This is a genomic window from Actinophytocola algeriensis (genome assembly GCF_014203735.1).
GTDB classification, from domain to species: domain Bacteria; phylum Actinomycetota; class Actinomycetes; order Mycobacteriales; family Pseudonocardiaceae; genus Actinophytocola; species Actinophytocola algeriensis.
In genome coordinates, this window is the sequence record NZ_JACHJQ010000011.1 from 281,119 (window position 1) to 297,143 (window position 16,025).

Annotated in this window: 13 protein-coding genes; 12 read left to right on the plus strand and 1 reads right to left on the minus strand. The window is 71.8% G+C overall.

Features of this window, described 5'->3' with window-relative positions:
• Positions 1 to 69: 69 nt before the first annotated feature.
• The 10 genes from FHR82_RS40810 to FHR82_RS40855 all read left to right on the plus strand — a co-directional run bounded on the left by FHR82_RS40810 (position 70) and on the right by FHR82_RS40855 (position 11,545).
• A complete protein-coding gene (locus FHR82_RS40810) occupies positions 70 to 396 on the plus strand; it encodes a hypothetical protein (protein ID WP_184816011.1) in 327 nt (108 codons plus the stop codon).
• Positions 393 to 2,426, plus strand: a complete 2,034-nt coding sequence (locus tag FHR82_RS40815) for a hypothetical protein (protein ID WP_184816012.1) — start codon at positions 393 to 395, stop codon at positions 2,424 to 2,426. Before FHR82_RS40810 ends, FHR82_RS40815 begins: the two co-directional genes overlap by 4 nt.
• Positions 2,423 to 3,010, plus strand: a complete 588-nt coding sequence (locus FHR82_RS40820; protein ID WP_184816013.1) for a hypothetical protein — start codon at positions 2,423 to 2,425, stop codon at positions 3,008 to 3,010. Before FHR82_RS40815 ends, FHR82_RS40820 begins: the two co-directional genes overlap by 4 nt.
• Before the next feature lie 137 nt (positions 3,011 to 3,147).
• Positions 3,148 to 3,513, plus strand: coding sequence for a hypothetical protein (locus FHR82_RS40825; protein ID WP_184816014.1), 366 nt, complete (start codon positions 3,148 to 3,150; stop codon positions 3,511 to 3,513).
• A gap of 2 nt (positions 3,514 to 3,515) precedes the next feature.
• Positions 3,516 to 6,149 (plus strand): hypothetical protein, encoded by a 2,634-nt coding sequence (locus FHR82_RS40830; protein WP_184816015.1) that lies wholly within the window; start codon positions 3,516 to 3,518, stop codon positions 6,147 to 6,149.
• A 12-nt stretch (positions 6,150 to 6,161) separates the two neighbouring features.
• Positions 6,162 to 6,677 (plus strand): hypothetical protein, encoded by a 516-nt coding sequence (locus tag FHR82_RS40835; RefSeq protein WP_184816016.1) that lies wholly within the window; start codon positions 6,162 to 6,164, stop codon positions 6,675 to 6,677.
• Complete coding sequence (locus FHR82_RS40840) at positions 6,674 to 6,925, plus strand: acyl carrier protein (RefSeq protein WP_184816017.1); 252 nt, start codon at positions 6,674 to 6,676, stop codon at positions 6,923 to 6,925. Before FHR82_RS40835 ends, FHR82_RS40840 begins: the two co-directional genes overlap by 4 nt.
• The gene (locus tag FHR82_RS40845) at positions 6,922 to 8,121 is read left to right on the plus strand and encodes a beta-ketoacyl-[acyl-carrier-protein] synthase family protein (protein WP_184816018.1); all 1,200 of its coding nucleotides are present in this window, start codon (positions 6,922 to 6,924) and stop codon (positions 8,119 to 8,121) included. The genes FHR82_RS40840 and FHR82_RS40845 overlap by 4 nt, the downstream gene beginning before the upstream one ends.
• On the plus strand, positions 8,118 to 9,173 hold the full coding sequence (locus FHR82_RS40850; protein WP_184816019.1) for a beta-ketoacyl synthase N-terminal-like domain-containing protein: 1,056 nt from the start codon (positions 8,118 to 8,120) through the stop codon (positions 9,171 to 9,173). The genes FHR82_RS40845 and FHR82_RS40850 overlap by 4 nt, the downstream gene beginning before the upstream one ends.
• Positions 9,170 to 11,545, plus strand: a complete 2,376-nt coding sequence (locus FHR82_RS40855; protein WP_184816020.1) for a WXG100 family type VII secretion target — start codon at positions 9,170 to 9,172, stop codon at positions 11,543 to 11,545. The genes FHR82_RS40850 and FHR82_RS40855 overlap by 4 nt, the downstream gene beginning before the upstream one ends.
• Before the next feature lie 278 nt (positions 11,546 to 11,823).
• Here FHR82_RS40855 and FHR82_RS40860 read toward each other — a convergent pair whose 3' ends face one another.
• Positions 11,824 to 12,630 (minus strand): dienelactone hydrolase family protein, encoded by an 807-nt coding sequence (locus FHR82_RS40860; RefSeq protein WP_184816021.1) that lies wholly within the window; start codon positions 12,628 to 12,630, stop codon positions 11,824 to 11,826.
• Between the two features lie 65 nt (positions 12,631 to 12,695).
• Here FHR82_RS40860 and glmS point away from each other — a divergent pair, with 65 nt between their 5' ends.
• Complete coding sequence (gene glmS, locus FHR82_RS40865) at positions 12,696 to 14,558, plus strand: glutamine--fructose-6-phosphate transaminase (isomerizing) (protein ID WP_184816022.1); 1,863 nt, start codon at positions 12,696 to 12,698, stop codon at positions 14,556 to 14,558.
• 4 nt (positions 14,559 to 14,562) lie between these two features.
• Positions 14,563 to 16,017 (plus strand): NAD(P)H-hydrate dehydratase, encoded by a 1,455-nt coding sequence (locus FHR82_RS40870; protein ID WP_184816023.1) that lies wholly within the window; start codon positions 14,563 to 14,565, stop codon positions 16,015 to 16,017.
• Positions 16,018 to 16,025: the final 8 nt, after the last annotated feature.

Sequence of the window (16,025 nt, forward strand, 5' to 3'; positions counted from 1 at the left end):
GTGCGCAGGCGTACGATCCGTGTCTGCGTGCGCTGTGGGGGTTCGTTGACCAGGAGGGGGTCACGGCACATGTCTGACGGCTTCGAGTACAACCCCGAGGCGATGCGCGCGTTCGCGGAGGTCTTCAACCAGGCAGGCGCCCAGATGGCGGAAGTCCAGGCCACGGTGGCCCAGACCTCTGCCAAGGCAGGCGACTTCGGCCGCGCCTGGGAGGAGCAGGGGACCGACTTCGACACGTACATGGCGGCGATCGCCGAGGACCTGGGGAAGTTGTCCACGCACCTCGCCGAGATCGGCGGGCAGATCGCGCAGGGCGCCGACCTGACGGTCCAGGCCGACACCACGGGGCTGCAGAACGTCCAGGCCGTGGAGATCGACTCCCGAGGTGGCGAATGAAGTTCGAACTGCCGAACGCCGTCGCCGCGATGAACAACGCGGTAGCCGCGGTCGGGGACGACGGCGACTCCTGGGAGCTCATCGGTGACCCGCTGACCAAGGTCGTCGACGAGGTTGTGCCCGCCTACAACGAGAAGCTCGACCTGAAGCTGGACCCGTCCGCGGGCAACAAGCGCGCCGAGGTCTGTACGGTCCGCTGGGGGAAGATCGACAAGGACGTCGCGCGGCTGAACGGTCTCGTCGCCGCCATCCGGAACGTCGCGGCGGTCATCAAGAGTGGCAAGGACACCATCGCCCACGAGTGGAAGGGCGAGTCGTACGACGCGTTCCGCCTGCAGATCGAGAAGGTCGAGAAGACCCTCGACGACTACGCGGCCGCCGTCGAGACCACCGCGGCCGGGATGAAGGCCGCCACCGACGGCACCCGGCAGATGTTCACCACCTACCGCGACGACACGGTCGAGAAGCACCTGGTCTTCGACAAGGTTTCGAAACCCGACGACTGGTGGCGCCTGTCGGCGAACGACGCGGAATTCCTGGTCGAGAACTGCGGTTCGCAAACGGCCATCTCGGACTGCCTGTACAACAACGACGAACAGGTCGGGGTCATCAATGGGAAGCTGACCAACCGTCGGTTGTTCGACCAGGTCACGCAGTGGGACTGCACCCGAAACCCGGGTGTGGTGATCGGTCAGTACAACTACCTCGTCGACGAGGCGTACGAAGAGCGCACGCACATCAGCGGCAAGATCCACAACTGGTACGTCGCGACGGACGAGTTGAAGACCAGGGTCGGGGAGGCGTTCGACGCGGCACTGGAGAACCTCCGGATCATCGCCGAGGTCAAGGTCTTCTCCACCCTGTCGGTGCCGGGCGCGACGGCCCCGGCCGGAGCGCCGAGCGGCGACCCCGGCCCGGGAGCAGGCGGCGGTTCGCCCGGCCCCGGCCCCGGCGCCGGTTACCCGGGGCCCGGTGGTGGTGGCGGCGAGGTCGCGATGCCGCCACCTGGCCCAGCGCCCGAGCCCGAGCCGATGCCGGAACCCGAGCCGGTCGCGGCGGCCGCCGCCGAGCCCGACACCGCGCAGGCCACCGACCCGGCCGCCGCCGAGACCGTCTCGATCAAGGACGGCGACCGGACGATCTCGGTCAGCAGCCCCGACGGTCAGGGCCACGTGAAGGTGACCGTGGACGACGGGAGCGGCACGCCCAAGTCGTACGCGCTCGACTTCGACGCGGCCAGCGGCATGGGCCCGAAGCCGGGTACCGAAGGGCAGCAGGCCGAGCCGGAAGAGGGCGTGGAGCAGGTGCCCGCCCGGTCGGACGGCAAGTGCGTCATCAAGGACGGTGACGTGACGATCACCGCCGAGCGGCCGCTGTTCTCGCCGGACTCGATCTCGATCACGGTCGACGACGGCACCGGCGCGCCGAAGTCCTACACGCTCGACTTCCCCGAGGAACCTGACACCTCGGCGGCGGACGCACAGCCCGACCAGGCCGCCGCGCGGCAAGCCACGAACGGGGCCGTGCCTGGCGCGGTCTCCCCGTCGCAGGACGCGACGGCGGCTCCCGTGCCGGACACACGGCACACCGAGCCGGGCACGCGGGAACCAGCCGCCCGGGAACCAGCAGCACAGCCCGCCGCCACGCAGGAACCGGCTCAACCCGCGACCTCCGCCACGGCGGGCCCGGCCGCGCAGCCGGCCGCGACCGGGCAGGAGACCCACGCCCAGGCGTGGACCAGCGACCAGGGCGGTTCGCTGTCCGGTGTGCTGGAGGCGGACCAGCCCGAGGGAGAGGCCGGGCTCGCGAGCGTGCCGGACGACGCGGCGACGGAGTCGTCCGAGGCCACTGGCATGGCGGGCGCCGGCCTGCCGATGATGGGCGGGGCCACCGGCAGCGGCGGGGGCGAACCCGGCCGGGCAGGCTCGGGCTGGAGCGTGCACGGTGACCTCTTCGACTCCGGTGAGCCGGTCTACAGCATGCACGGCGTGCTGGGCGACGACGACCTCGAGACGCGGGAGGCACAGTGAGCCTGCTGGACGTCGACCTCGCCGCGCCGCACCGCGTCGAGGGGATCGCGGCCGAAGGGCTGCGTGCGCTGGGTGCGGTGCGGGAGCGCTCCTCGGAGGTCGACGAGGCCGTCGACGAGATGTTCGAGCGCCAGGAACGCACCCGGCGGGAGCTGGACGAGCAGGTCAGGCAGGCCGCCGCCGAGGGTGACAAGCCCGAGGAGAAGGCGGACGAGGACCGGCCGAAGCCGAAGCGCACGCTCTCCCTCGGCGGCGACGAGTTCCACCAGGCACGCGAGACCAACCAGGCCGAGGCGCCGAAACCCGCCCTGCCGCCGAAACCCGCGGTGCCGCCGCAGTCGACCGTGCCGCCGCCTCCGGCTCCCGAGCCGGAGCCCAGGGACGAGGCCCCGAACCCGGCGAGGACGCTCAAGCTCGGCGCCCGTGACGACGCCGAGGACGAGGCGCCCCAGCCGAACAGGACGACGAAGCTCGGCGCCCGCGACGACGAGGAACCGCAGCGGGAGCAACGCCAGCCACGTCGTCCCAGGCCACCGCGGCCGGAGGGGGACGACGACATGTCCGGGCGGACCTGGTTGCGGTAGCGGAAGCAAATCCCCCGCCCGGCCTCACCGTCACCTGTGCATAGGTACATTCTGTGCAGATGCGACGGCACCGGTCGCCATCGGCGCGCGTCGAACGAGGGCAACCGCGCTAGGGACACTGGAGGGGGACTCCGAACGTGAACACGCCACCGCCGAGTGGACCGCCCGCCAACCCGGGTGGTGTCCAGGCACCGGACGGGTACAAGACCGACACCGAGCAGATGTCGGGGGTCGGCCGGACCATCGGCACCCAGGCCGAGGACGCCAAGGGTGAGGTCGCCGAGGTCCAGCCGGCCAAGGTGCAGGCCGCCGAGTTCGGCCAGCACGAGGAACACCAGGCCTGGCACGGCGACTACGCCGCCGCCATCGAGCAGTTCGGGGCGGGCGCCGCGGCCATGTGCGACAACCTCGTCGCGTTCGCCGGGCAGCTGGACGCCGCGGGCGCCACCTACAGCGACAGTGACAGCAGCGCCGAGACCAACGTCAACTCGGTGCAGGTCTGACCGTGGCCAAGACCTGGGAAGAGGTCAAGGGCGTCCTCGACGACCCGTACGTCTCCGCGGACACCAAGGAGGCGTTGCTCGCGGCGTACGTCCGGGAGAACCAGGGGCCGTTCGGCTACAACGACCTGCCCGACGAGGTCGAGGACTACACCGACGGCACCAAGGCCAGCTACAACATCGACGGTGGCGACGCGTTCGCCGGGCAGGTCATCGGCACCGACGACCTGTACGACACGGCGCAGGACGAGTCGGACGAGGCCGGGTACAGCGCGGGCCTCAACGACGAGAGCGTCGAGGACGGCCGCACCGAGATCGAGGACATGCGGCTCCCCTCCGAGGGGTCGAGCGTCGGGGTCCAGAACTCGGACGAGATCTTCGAGGCCGCACGGGACGCGCTGCGGATCTTCCAGGACTTCCTGCCGGTCAACGACAAGGTGCCCGCCGACTCCCTTGGCCGCCAGGGCAAGCTGAAGTTCGAGACGGACATCGTCAAGCGGTACGAAGAGCAGATGGGCATCTCGTTCAAGAACTTCCTGGACGATGCCGACCGCATCCGCGCGGCGTACGGGACGCTCTCCGAGCTGAACACCACCACCGAGACCGAGCTGAACAACCTCTACCGGGAGTGGACGGGGCAGGCGGCGAACGCGTCCTACCAGCACTACTCGGAGAAGATCGCCCCGAACGTCACCGACCTGCTCGGCTACCTGGAGACCGCGCCGGAGCTGATCTCCACCGCGGTCACCAACATCTTCTCCGCCTGCAAGGACAAGGCGAACGACGTCATCGGCCTGTACCAGAGCATGGGCGGCACACTCGGCAGCGCGACGCCCGCGATCGCCGACAAGGTGGTGACGCTCGCCGCGGGTGACTTCGACGACCAGGACCAGGTGCTGGAGGTCGCCGCGTGGGTTGACTCGGTGACCGGGTCCAACCTCGAGGAGACGATCCGCAACGACAACTGCGGGTTGAACGACGAGAACAAGGACTACGTGATCCGCGAGTGCAAGAAGTGGATCCGGGAGTCGTTCAACGAGGACCTGCACGAGACGTTGTGGGTGAGCTTCGACCAGGCCTGCACGGACGCGCTCGAAGCGGTCAACCTGCACTACGAGGCGTTGAACGGGGTTCTCAAGGAGTACGAGAACAAGTTCACCGCGGCCCAGGCGCCGCCGCCGAACCAGCCTCCTCCCAACCAGCCGCCGCCCCCGAACCAGCCGCCGCCCGAGCAGCCAGGCGGCGGTGGCGGAGGCGGAGGCGGTGGTGGTGGAGGTGGCCCGTCGACTCCTTCGACGCCGCCGGTGCCCGAGATGCCCGAGATCCCGACACCGCCCTCGACGACGGACCCGAACGGGGCCGACCCCAACGATCCGAACGGGCCGGGTGGCCCGAACGACCCGAACGATCCGAACAACCCCGACGTGCCCACCACGCCGACGGAGAACCAGGAAGAGACGGTCACCATCTCCGACGGTGACCACGAGATCTCGGTCACCAGCCCGGACGGCCAGGGCATGGTCCAGGTGACGGTCGACGACGGCAGCGGACAGCCGAAGACGTACACACTCGACTTCGGCGGCCCCGATGCGCCCGGTACCCCCGGGGGACCGGGCGCGCCTGGTCAGCCCGGCACCCCGGGAGCGACGGGTGGCGGCCCGCAGGGCTTCGGCCCGGACGGCCGGCCGCCGACCGTGCCGGGACCGGACGCGCCGATCGAGCCCGGTCCGGACGGCAAGTGCGTGATCACCGACGGGGACCTGACCATCACCGCGGAGCGGCCGGAGGGCCAGCCCGACACGGTGGTCGTGACCGTCGACGACGGCACCGGCGAACCGACGACCTACAACCTCGACTACTCCGAGGCGAACACCCAGCCGGGCGGCGTCACCACGATGCCCGCCCCGGGTGCGATGCCGCAGGAGCTGGTCGACGCCAACCGGCAGGTCGACCAGGCCGACTTCACGCCGGACGGCGTGACCACCGGCCCCGCGTTCGGTGAGATGCCGCAGTCGTTGCAGGGTGAGCAGGTCAGCACGCAGCCCGCGTTCGGTGAGATGCCGGACTCGTTGCAGGGTGAGCAGATCAGCACCCAGCCCGCGTATGGCGAGATGCCGCAGTCGTTGCAGGGTGAGCAGATCAGTACCCAGCCCGCGTTCGGTGACGGGCCGCCGTCACAGGGCCAGCAGTTCAGTGCCCAGCCCGCGTTCGGCGAGATGCCACAGCAGCTGCAGCCCGAACAGCACGCGTTCGCCACGTCCGCGTCGGCCGCCAACGACCCGGGCATGTCCGGGTTCAACGGCGGGCACGCGGCGTCCGGTGAGGCGGGCTCCGGGTGGTTCGGCGGCGGCCAGGAGCAGTCGCAGTCGCCGTACATGCACGGGTCCAGCGGGGAGGCGGGGCTGCCGACCGCGCCGGACAGCGTGGCGGGCGCCACCTCCGACTCGCCGTCCGGGCAGGACCAGGCGCATCCTGGGATGGCCGGTGGCGGCATGCCGATGATGGGCGGCGGTGGTGGCGGTGGCGGTGGTGGCGACACCGAACGTGCCGGCAGCCAGTGGCGCACCACCGGCGACCTGTTCGACGAGCCGAACGACCCGCAGAGCCTGCGGGGCGCGTTCGGTGGCGAGGACCGTTAAGAGGGGAATCTGATGGGCGCTTACGACCAGGCCGCGGCCGCGGCGGCCAAGATGGCGCAGGTGCAGCGGGAGATGTCGGACCGCCGTGCGCTCCGCGACCGCAACTTCACGCAGAAGCGTGAGCAGTCGCTCGAGGCGTTCAAGAAGCAGGGTCCGGTGATGGCCCAGGTCGCCAAGCACATGGGCGAGCTGGGCCGCCGCCGTGCGCAGGCCGGTGGCTGGGCCACCGAGAAGACGGAGCAGGACAAGGACTTCGTCATGGGCTTCGGCTTCGAGGACGAGGAGCAGAAGGACCCGTACGGCTACCGCCCGCCGCAGCGGCCGTCGGGTCCCGACACCCCGCCCGGCGGGATCGGCACGATCGACAACGAGGCCCCGCCCATGCCGCCGCCCGCGCCGGAGGCCCCGCCCGCGCCAGCACCCCCGGCCCCGCCGCGCGCCCCACGTGGCCCGCGCAGGCCGGAGCCGCAGGTGCTGGACGACGAGGACGACTTCTCGAACCAGTCCAGCTGGATGCAGAACCGGTGAACAGGCGGGTCGCGGAGCGGGCGGACGAGATCAGGGCGGTCGTGTGCCGGGTGCTGGAGGTCGACGACGACCAGGTCGGGCCCGCCGACCACTTCGTCGACGACCTCGGCGCGGACTCCATGAAGCTGATCGAGCTGCTCGCCAACCTGGAGATCGAGTTCGACGTCGAGGTGGACCCGGCCGAGTTCGAGCGCCTGGTCAGCCTGGACGGCGTCTACGCGGTGCTGAGCGAGGCTCTGGAGAAGTGAACCGGGTCGCGGTGACCGGGCTCGGTGTGGTGTCCAGCATCGGGACGGGCATCGACCGGTACACGGCCGGGTTGCGGGCCGGGCGCAGCGGCGCCCGGCCCATCAGCGTGTTCGACACCGACGGCTTCGCCAACGACATCGGTTGCGAGGTCACGGACTTCGACCCGGCGCGCTGGATCACCGCGCAGCCCGTCGAGGACCTTGGCCGGGCCGCGCGGTTCTCGGTGGCCGCCGCGCGGATGGCCGTCGACGACGCGGGGCTCGACCAGGACGGCCTGCGATCTGGCCGGGGCATGGTGTGCCTCGGCACCACCGACGGCGGCGGCGACGCGGGTGAGCGGATCGCCGAGCACGTCGTGCGCGGCACCGGGATCCCCGCCCACCTGCCGCGCCGGGTGCCCGCCGCGTCGATCCCGGTGGCCGTCGCCCGCGAACTCGGACTGTCCGATGTGGACATATCGACGGTCGCGACCGCCTGTGCCGCCGGGAACTACGCGCTCGGCAACGCCTACGACGCGATCGCGTCCGGCGACGTCGACTTCGCGTTGTGCGGTGGCGCGGATGCCATGTGCCGCATGACGTTCACCGGTTTCTACCGGCTCGGCGCGGTCGACCCGGAGCGCTGCAGGCCGTTCGACGTCGGCAGGCAGGGCATCCTCACCGGTGAGGGCGCGGGCGTGCTCGTGCTGGAACCACTGGAGAAGGCCGTCGCGCGCGGCGCCCGGATCTACGCCGAGGTGCTGGGCTACGGCCTGAACTGCGACGCCAGGCACCCCGTCGCCCCCGACCAGGACAGCGTCGCCGCCTGCATGTGGCTCGCGCTCGACGACGCGGGGGTCACGCCGGACCAGGTCGACCTGATCTCCGCGCACGGCACCGGCACGAAAGCCAACGACACCACCGAGTGCGGCGCGATCCGCGACGTGTTCGGGGCGGCACCGCCCAGAACCGTGTCGGTGAAGTCCATGCTCGGTCACACCATGGGCGCGGCGAGCGCGCTGTCGGCGATCGCGTGCGCGGTCGCCATCCGCGAGGGCTTCATCCCGCCCACCATCAACCACACCGAGACCGACCCGGCGTGCGGCATCGACTGCGTGCCCAACGTGGCGGTCGAGGCGGACCTGCGGGTCGTGCAGAACAACGCGCTCGCGTTCGGCGGCGACAACGCGGTCGTCCTCTTCGGACGGCCGACATGACCGGTGTGCTCATCACCGCGTGGTCGGCGCTCACCCCGTTCGGCCACGGCAGGGCCGCGTTCGCCGACGGCGTGCTGCGCGGCGTACCCGCGAAGCCCGTGTCCACGAAGGACGACTGGGCCGAGGCGGACGCCAGGGTGGTGCCGGACTTCGACATCGTCGAGCAGCTGGGCCGCAAGGGCACCAGCTCCATGGACCGCACCAGCGCGCTCGCGATCGCCACCCTCCGCGAGCTGGTGGCCGACGCGGGCGGTGCGGTGGAGATCGACGCGCGCACCGGTGTCGTGCTCGGCACCACCAGCGGCAGCAACCGCACCCAGTTCGAGTTCACGCGGGACTCGCTGACCCGCCGCAAGCCCTACCTCGTCAACCCGGCGCAGATGCCGTTCGCGCTGATGAACTCGGCCGCCGCGCAGTGCGCCATGTGGCACGGCCTGACCGGCCCGAACAGCACGGTGGCCGCGGGCAGGAACGCGGGACCCTCGGTGCTGCGGTACGCGAGCAGGCTCCTGCGCACCGGGCGGGCGAGCGGCGTGTTCGCGGGTGCCGTCGAGGAGCACAGCGGCGCTCGGGAGCTGCTGGAACCGGGTGGTGTGCTGGGTGAGGCGAGCGTCCTGTTGTTTATGCAAACCGGGGAGCCGGGGAACCGACCGGCGCTAGCGGAGGTCGTAGCGTTGGACACGCGGCTCGGCGAGCCACGCCGTGCGCTCGCCGGGTGTCTCGAGCACGTGCTGTCGGGGCTCGCGGTGGACGAGGTGTGGGGAATCGCCTCGACGGCCGCGGATCCGGAGTTGTCCGAAGTGGAACGGGAAGCGACGGGTGAGGTGTTGGGCCCGCGGGTCGAGACGGTGGTCCGCCCTGGTCTGCTGGTCGGGGACACGGGTGCCGCGAGCGGCGTCCTCGGTGTCGCCGCGCTGCTGGCCGCGGCGGAGGCCGACACCGCTGCGCGTGGCCGGCTCGCGGTGGCCACGTCGGTCGACCGGGACGGCACGGCCGGCGCGGTCGTGCTTCGCTTGACGGGATCGCCGCACGAATTGAGGGGTGAGGGATGAGCAGGTCGTGGGAGGAAGTCCAGAGGCTCCTCGACGATCCGTACGTGGACGCCGACACCAAGGAGCACCTGCTCGCGTCGTACCTGAACCAGGAGGGCTACTCCAGCCCCTACGGCGACGGGCTCGGCACCCAGGGCGGGGTCTACGACCCGGACCGGCTGCCCGACGACGTGCGGGAGTACTACGACCAGTACAAGCTCCAGCCCGGTGACTACCAGCAGGGCTCGCTCGACGACGTCTACAACGACGCCAAGGCCGAGTCCGACGAACGCGGCTACAGCGCGGGCCTGAACGACGAGAGCGTCGAGGACGGCCGCACCACCATCGAGGACATGCAGCCCCCGACGGAGGGCTCGTCCACGAGCGTCGAGAAGTCGGACGAGATCTTCACCGCCGCGCAGGACGCCCTGCGGATCTTCCAGGACTTCCTGCCGGTCAACGACAAGGTGCCGTCGGACTCGCTCGGCCGCCAGGGCAAGCTGAAGTTCGAGACCGACATCAAGAAGCGCTGGGACGAGCAGGTCGGCATCTCGTTCAAGAACTTCCTCGACGACGCGTCGCGGCTGCGCAGCGCGTACGCGACGCTGAGTGACCTGAACACCACCACCGAGACCGAGCTGAACAACCTCTACCGCGAGTGGACCGGTCAGGCCGCGAACGCGTCCTACCAGCACTATTCCGAGAAGATCGCCCCGAACGTGACGGAGCTGCTCGGCTACCTGGAGACCGCGCCGGACTTGATCGACACCGCGGTCACGAACATCTTCACCGCCTGCAAGAACAAGGCGAACGACGTCATCGCGCTGTACCAGGGCATGAACGGGACCATGGGGTCCGCCACCCCGGACATCGCGGACAAGGTCGTGACGCTCGCCGCGGGCGACTTCGACGACCAGGACCAGGTCCTGGAGGTCGCCGCGTGGGTCGACTCGGTCACCGGGTCCAACCTCGAGCAGACCATCCGCAACGACAACTGCGGCCTGAACGACGAGAACAAGGACTACGTGATCCGCGAGTGCAAGAAGTGGATTCGCGAGTCGTTCAACGAGGACCTGCACGAGACGTTGTGGGTGAGCTTCGACCAGATCTGCACGGACACCCTCGAGTCGGTGAACCTGCACTACGAGGCGTTGAACGGGGTCCTCAAGGAGTACGAGAACAAGTTCGCGGCGGCCGGGCCGGCTGGGCAGCCGCCTGGCACGCAGCCGCCAGGAACGACCCCGCCGCCGTCCTCGACCACTCCGCCGCCATCGACGAGCACGCCGACGCCGTCCTCGAGCACCCCGCCGTCGTCGAGCACCCCGCCCGGGTCGTCGACGCCGCCGTCGGTGAACACGCCGGGGTCGTCGTCGCCGACCACGCCGAGCAGCATCCCGAGCCTGGGCAACCTGCCGACGGACCCGTCCTCGACGAACCCGTCCTCGGCGAACCCATCGTCGGCGATGCCGGGCGTGAACACCCCGGGCAGCACCATCACCCCCGGCATCGACCCGGTCACCGGCCTGCCCATCACGGGTACCACCCCCGGCTCCTCGACGGGCCTGCCCGGCGCGGGTGGCGCGCCGAAGGAAGCGACCATCAAGGACGGCAACCGCACGATCACCGTGGGGCAGCCGGACGCGCGCGGCCGCAGCAAGGTGACCGTCGACGACGGCACCGGCGAGCCGCGTGAGTACGACGTGGACTTCACGCCGGACCAGCCGGGCGAGACCTACGAGGAGGACGGCGTCATCAAGGCCGGCCCCGACGGCAAGGTCGTGATCCCGGACGGCGACGCGACCATCACCCTGGAGCAGCCGCCGGGCCAGAGCGGCCAGGTGAAGATGACCGTCGACGACGGCACCCCGGCCACCTACGACTTCGACTTCGAGGCAGGCACCGACGTGCCCGGCTCGTCCGGTGGCGGGCTGCCCGACGTGGCGACCCCGTCCAGCCTGGGCGGCGGCCCCGACGGTGGCGGCATCGGCGGCGGTGGTGGCGGCGCAGGCGGCGGAGTCGGTGGCGGTGGCGGAGGTGGCGGCGGCAGCTTCGGCGGCGCCGAGACCCCCGGCACGTCCGCGCCGGGCGGCCCGGGCGCCATGGTGGGCGCACAGGCCCCCGACTCGGGTGACCGCGCTGGCGCGGCCGCCGCTGCTGCCGGTGCCGGTGCCGCCGGCGCCGGCGGCGGCGGCCAGCAGGGCGGTGGCGGTGCCCCCATGGGCGGCATGCCGATGGGTGGCATGGGCGGCGGCGGCCAGGGCGGCGGCGACCAGGCCCGGCAGAGCAAGTGGCGCACGACGGGCTCGATCTTCGACGACCAGGACCCGGCGTCGAACTTCAGCGGAGTCGTCGGCCGTGACCCAGCGGAGACCCCGAAGGCCCCGAAGCGCTAGTTCGATGCCCTGAAAGGCGCTTCAGGACACTGAACGCCCCGAAAGCGCCTTTCAGGACACCACCAGAACCGCAAAGGCGCAAAGGCGCGCGCGGAGGGGCGCAAGCTCCAGACCGACCTTTGCCAGAGAACCGAAGATGCCAACCGGGTAGCCATCCCGGAGATCTGCCCCTCCGGCGAGGAGGCCCGGGGCGATGTCCCGAAAGACGCTTTCGCGGCATCGCCGATGTCCGTGAGGCGCCTTCACGCGTGGAACCGGGGGCCGGAGGCCGCCCGGGGTCAGGCCACCAGTTCCGAGGTGTCCTCGATCGGCGCGCCCTTGACGTCCGCCTCGAGCAGTGGCCGGAACCGGTCCTCGCCGGCCAGGTGGACCAGGAAGAACGCGGTCAGCAGCGCCCGCGACAACCGCAGTGCGCCGTGGCTCGACGAGCCCGGCACCAGCAGCCCGGTCCAGTGCTTGCCCTCGGCGAACCCCATGTGGTCCACCTTCGGCAGCAGCCGCAGCTGCGCCTGCCCACCCCAGTTGGCCGCGATCAGCCGTGCGTGCCCCACCGGCGGCGCCACCAGGTCGGCGGCACCCGCGAGGTGCAGCGACGGCATCGAGCAGCGGGCGGCGGCGTCCGTGGCGAACGGCTTGACCTGCGATGCCGCCATGGTCGCGACCGCACGCACCCGCGTGTCGTCGGCCGCGGCCAGCACCGCGGCGCCCGCGCCGGTCGAGTGCCCCGCGAGCGCGAGTTTCGACTGGTCGACGCTGATGTCACCCTCGCCGAGCCGCACGCCGACGCACACGTCCAGCGCGGTACGCAGGTCGGCGGCGAACAGGCGCGCGGACCCCAGCGGGCCGCGCTGCGTGCCGGGCGCCGCGACGACGAAACCCCATGACGCGAGGTGCCGGAACAGTCCCAGGTACCGGGCGGGCGGCTGCAGCCACCCGTGCCCGAACGCGACCGCGGGCAGCCCGAGTCCGGACCGGGGCGTGAGCACCAGCCCGGGCAGCCCGACCAACGCGAGGTCCCCGCGCAGCACCTGGTGCGGGCCGCGGTGGGTCAGTTCCTCCAGCAGGTGCTTGGGCTTGGCCGCCATGGCGCAGACCATAGCGTCCACGGGACCCGGCGGGCTTGTCGGCGCGGCGAGATAGCCTCTTCGGCATGTGCGGAATCGTGGGATACGTGGGTCACCGGCAGGCCCTCGACGTCGTGGTCGACGGGCTTCGACGCCTGGAGTACCGCGGGTACGACTCGGCAGGCGTCGCCGTGGTGACCGGTCCGGGCACCCTCGCGGTGGAGCGGAAGGCCGGCCGGCTCGCCAACCTCGAGAACCGCCTCGACGAGGTCGGCAGGGGTGAGTTCGCGGGCACCGCGGGCATGGGCCACACGCGCTGGGCGACGCACGGGCCGCCCGTGGACCGCAACGCCCACCCGCACCGGGACGCGACCGGGCGGGTCGCCGTCGTGCACAACGGCATCATCGAGAACTTCGCCGCGCTGCGCGCCGAGCTGGAGGCCGACGGCGTCGAGCTGACCAGCGACACCGACACCGAGACCGTCGCCCACCTCGTCGGCCGCGCCTACGCCGAGGGGCCGACCAAGGGCGACCTGCCCGCCAGCCTGCGTGCCGTCTGCCACCGCCTGTCCGGCGCGTTCACGCTGGTCGTCACGCACGTCGACGAGCCGGACATGATCGTCGCGGCGCGCCGGTCGTCGCCGCTGGTGGTCGGGGTCGGCGAGGGTGAGACGTTCGTCGCGTCCGACGTGGCCGCGTTCATCGAGTACACCCGCGACGCGGTCGAGCTGGGCCAGGACCAGGTCATCACGATCGACCGCGACGGCTACCTCGTGACCGACTTCGACGGCGAGGAGGCGCAGACCCGCCCGTTCCACGTCGACTGGGACCTGTCGGCCGCCGAGAAGGGCGGCCACGAGTACTTCATGCTCAAGGAGATCGAGGAGCAGCCGACGGCGCTGGCCGACACGCTGCGCGGGCACTTCGTCGACGGCCGCATCGTCCTCGACGAGCAGCGCATGACCGACCAGGACCTCCGCGACGTCGACAAGGTCTTCGTGGTCGCCTGCGGCAGTGCCTACCACTCCGGCCTGGTCGCGAAGTACGCCATCGAGCACTGGACCCGCCTGCCGGTGGAGGTGGAGCTGGCGTCCGAGTTCCGCTACCGCGACCCCGTGCTGGACCGCGCGACGCTGGTCGTCGCGGTGTCGCAGTCCGGTGAGACCGCCGACACCCTCGAGGCCGTGCGGCACGCGCGCGACCAGAAGGCCCGCGTGCTGGCCGTCTGCAACACCAACGGCGCCCAGATCCCGCGGGAGTCCGACGCCGTGCTGTACACGCACGCGGGCCCGGAGATCGGGGTCGCGTCTACCAAGGCGTTCCTCGCGCAGATCGCCGCGAACCTGATGGTCGGCCTCGCGCTCGCGCAGGCCCGCGGCACCAAGTACTCCGACGAGGTGGCCCGCGAGTTCGCCGAGCTGGCCGCGATGCCGGCGGCCGTCGCGAAGGTGCTGGGCACGGTCGAGCGGGTCCGTGAGCTCGGCCGGTCGCTGGCCGACTCGAAGGCGGTGCTGTTCCTCGGCCGCCACGTCGGCTACCCGGTGGCCCTCGAGGGTGCGCTGAAGCTCAAGGAGCTGGCGTACATGCACGCCGAGGGCTTCGCGGCGGGCGAGCTGAAGCACGGGCCGATCGCGCTGATCGAGGAGGGCCTGCCGGTGGTCATCGTGATGCCGTCGCCCAAGGGCCGGGCCGTGCTGCACGCGAAGATGGTGTCGAACATCTCCGAGATCCAGGCCCGCGGCGCCCGCACGATCGTGCTGGCCGAGGAGGGCGACGAGACGGTCCGGCCGTTCGCGGACGAGCTGATCGAGATCCCGGCGGTGCCGACGCTGCTGCAGCCGCTCGTGGCGACGGTGCCGCTGCAGGTGCTGTCGGCGGAGATCGCGCGCGCCCGCGGCTACGACGTGGACAAGCCGCGTAACCTCGCCAAGTCCGTCACGGTGGAGTAGACCGTTGCTCGGGGTGTGGACGACCGAGCAGGTCAGGGCCGCGGAGGACCGGCTGCTGGCGCGTACCCCCGATGGCGCGCTGATGCGGAAGGCCGCGTTCGGCGTCGCGACCGTGGCCGCGGCGATGCTGCGGGACCTGACGGGCGGCACGGCGGGCCGCCGGGTGACGCTGCTGGTCGGCGCGGGCAACAACGGCGGTGACGCGCTGTGGGCCGGTGCGACCCTGGCGCGGCGTGCGGTGGCGGTGACGGCGGTGCTGCTGTCCCCGGACCGCGCGCACGTCGAAGGCCTGGCGGCGTTCCGCAAGGCGGGCGGCCGGGTCGCGGCCGACCTGGGCGACCCGGACCTGGTGATCGACGGCATCGTCGGTCTGTCCGCCCGCGGCCCGCTGCGCCCGGCGGCGGCCGCGCTCGTCGAACGCGTCGAGGTGCCGATCCTCGCGGTGGACCTGCCGAGCGGCGTCGACCCGGACACGGGCGCGGTCGACGGCCCCGCCGTGCGGGCGGACGTGACGGTGACGTTCGGCGCCCGCAAGCCGGTGCACGTGCTCAACACGGCGCACTGCGGCGAGGTCCGGTTGGTCGACCTCGGGCTGGCGCCGGAACTGCCGGACCCCGACCTGATCACCCTCGAAGCCGACGATGTCGGCTTCGCGTGGCGCGTCCCCGGCCCGTCGGACGACAAGTACACACAGGGCGTCACGGGCATAGCGGCCGGCTCGTCGACCTACCCTGGCGCGGCGGTCCTGTCCACGGGCGCCGCGGTTTTGGCGACCTCGGGCATGGTCCGGTACGCGGGCTGGGCGGCCGACCACGTGCGTGACCGCTGGCCGGAGGTGGTCGCGACCGGCACGGTGGAGGACGCGGGCCGGGTGCAGGCGTGGGTGGTCGGCCCCGGCCTCGGCACGGGCCAGACCGGCAGGGACGTCCTGACCGCGGTGTTCTCCGACGGCGTCCCGACCTGCGTCGACGCGGACGGCATCACCCTGCTGGCGGCCACCCCGGCACTGTGGGACGCCCGCGACCCGGACGCGCCGGTGGTGCTGACCCCGCACGCCGGGGAGTTCGCCCGCATCGCGGAACCACTCGGCATCACCCTGGGCGCCGACCGCGTGGCAGCGGCCCGCGCACTGGCGAAACGCCTGGACGCGGTGGTGCTGCTGAAGGGCAACGCGACCGTGGTCGCCGCCCCGGACGGCCGCACCCTGGTGAACGCGGCCACGTCGTCCTGGCTGGCCACCGCGGGTTCCGGCGACGTGCTGACGGGCCTGATCGGCGCGCTTCTGGCAAGCGGCCTCGACCCGTGGCTGGCCGCGGGCTGCGCGGCCTGGCTCCACGTCCGGTCCGCCGAACTGGCGGCGCACGACGCCCCGGTCCCGGCCTCACTGATCCAGCAAGCGATCCCGGCCGCGATCCGCGCGGCGCGGAACCTGGTGGCCGACGGCCCTGTGAAACCATGAGCGGCGAC

Coding starts and splice junctions, on each gene's coding strand:
- FHR82_RS40810 (WP_184816011.1), top strand. CDS start 70: ATGTCTGACGGCTTCGAGTACAACCCCGAGGCGATGCGCGCGTTCGCG.
- FHR82_RS40815 (WP_184816012.1), top strand. CDS start 393: ATGAAGTTCGAACTGCCGAACGCCGTCGCCGCGATGAACAACGCGGTA.
- FHR82_RS40835 (WP_184816016.1), top strand. CDS start 6,162: ATGGGCGCTTACGACCAGGCCGCGGCCGCGGCGGCCAAGATGGCGCAG.
- FHR82_RS40850 (WP_184816019.1), top strand. CDS start 8,118: ATGACCGGTGTGCTCATCACCGCGTGGTCGGCGCTCACCCCGTTCGGC.
- FHR82_RS40855 (WP_184816020.1), top strand. CDS start 9,170: ATGAGCAGGTCGTGGGAGGAAGTCCAGAGGCTCCTCGACGATCCGTAC.
- FHR82_RS40860 (WP_184816021.1), bottom strand. CDS start 12,630: ATGGCGGCCAAGCCCAAGCACCTGCTGGAGGAACTGACCCACCGCGGC.
- glmS (WP_184816022.1), top strand. CDS start 12,696: ATGTGCGGAATCGTGGGATACGTGGGTCACCGGCAGGCCCTCGACGTC.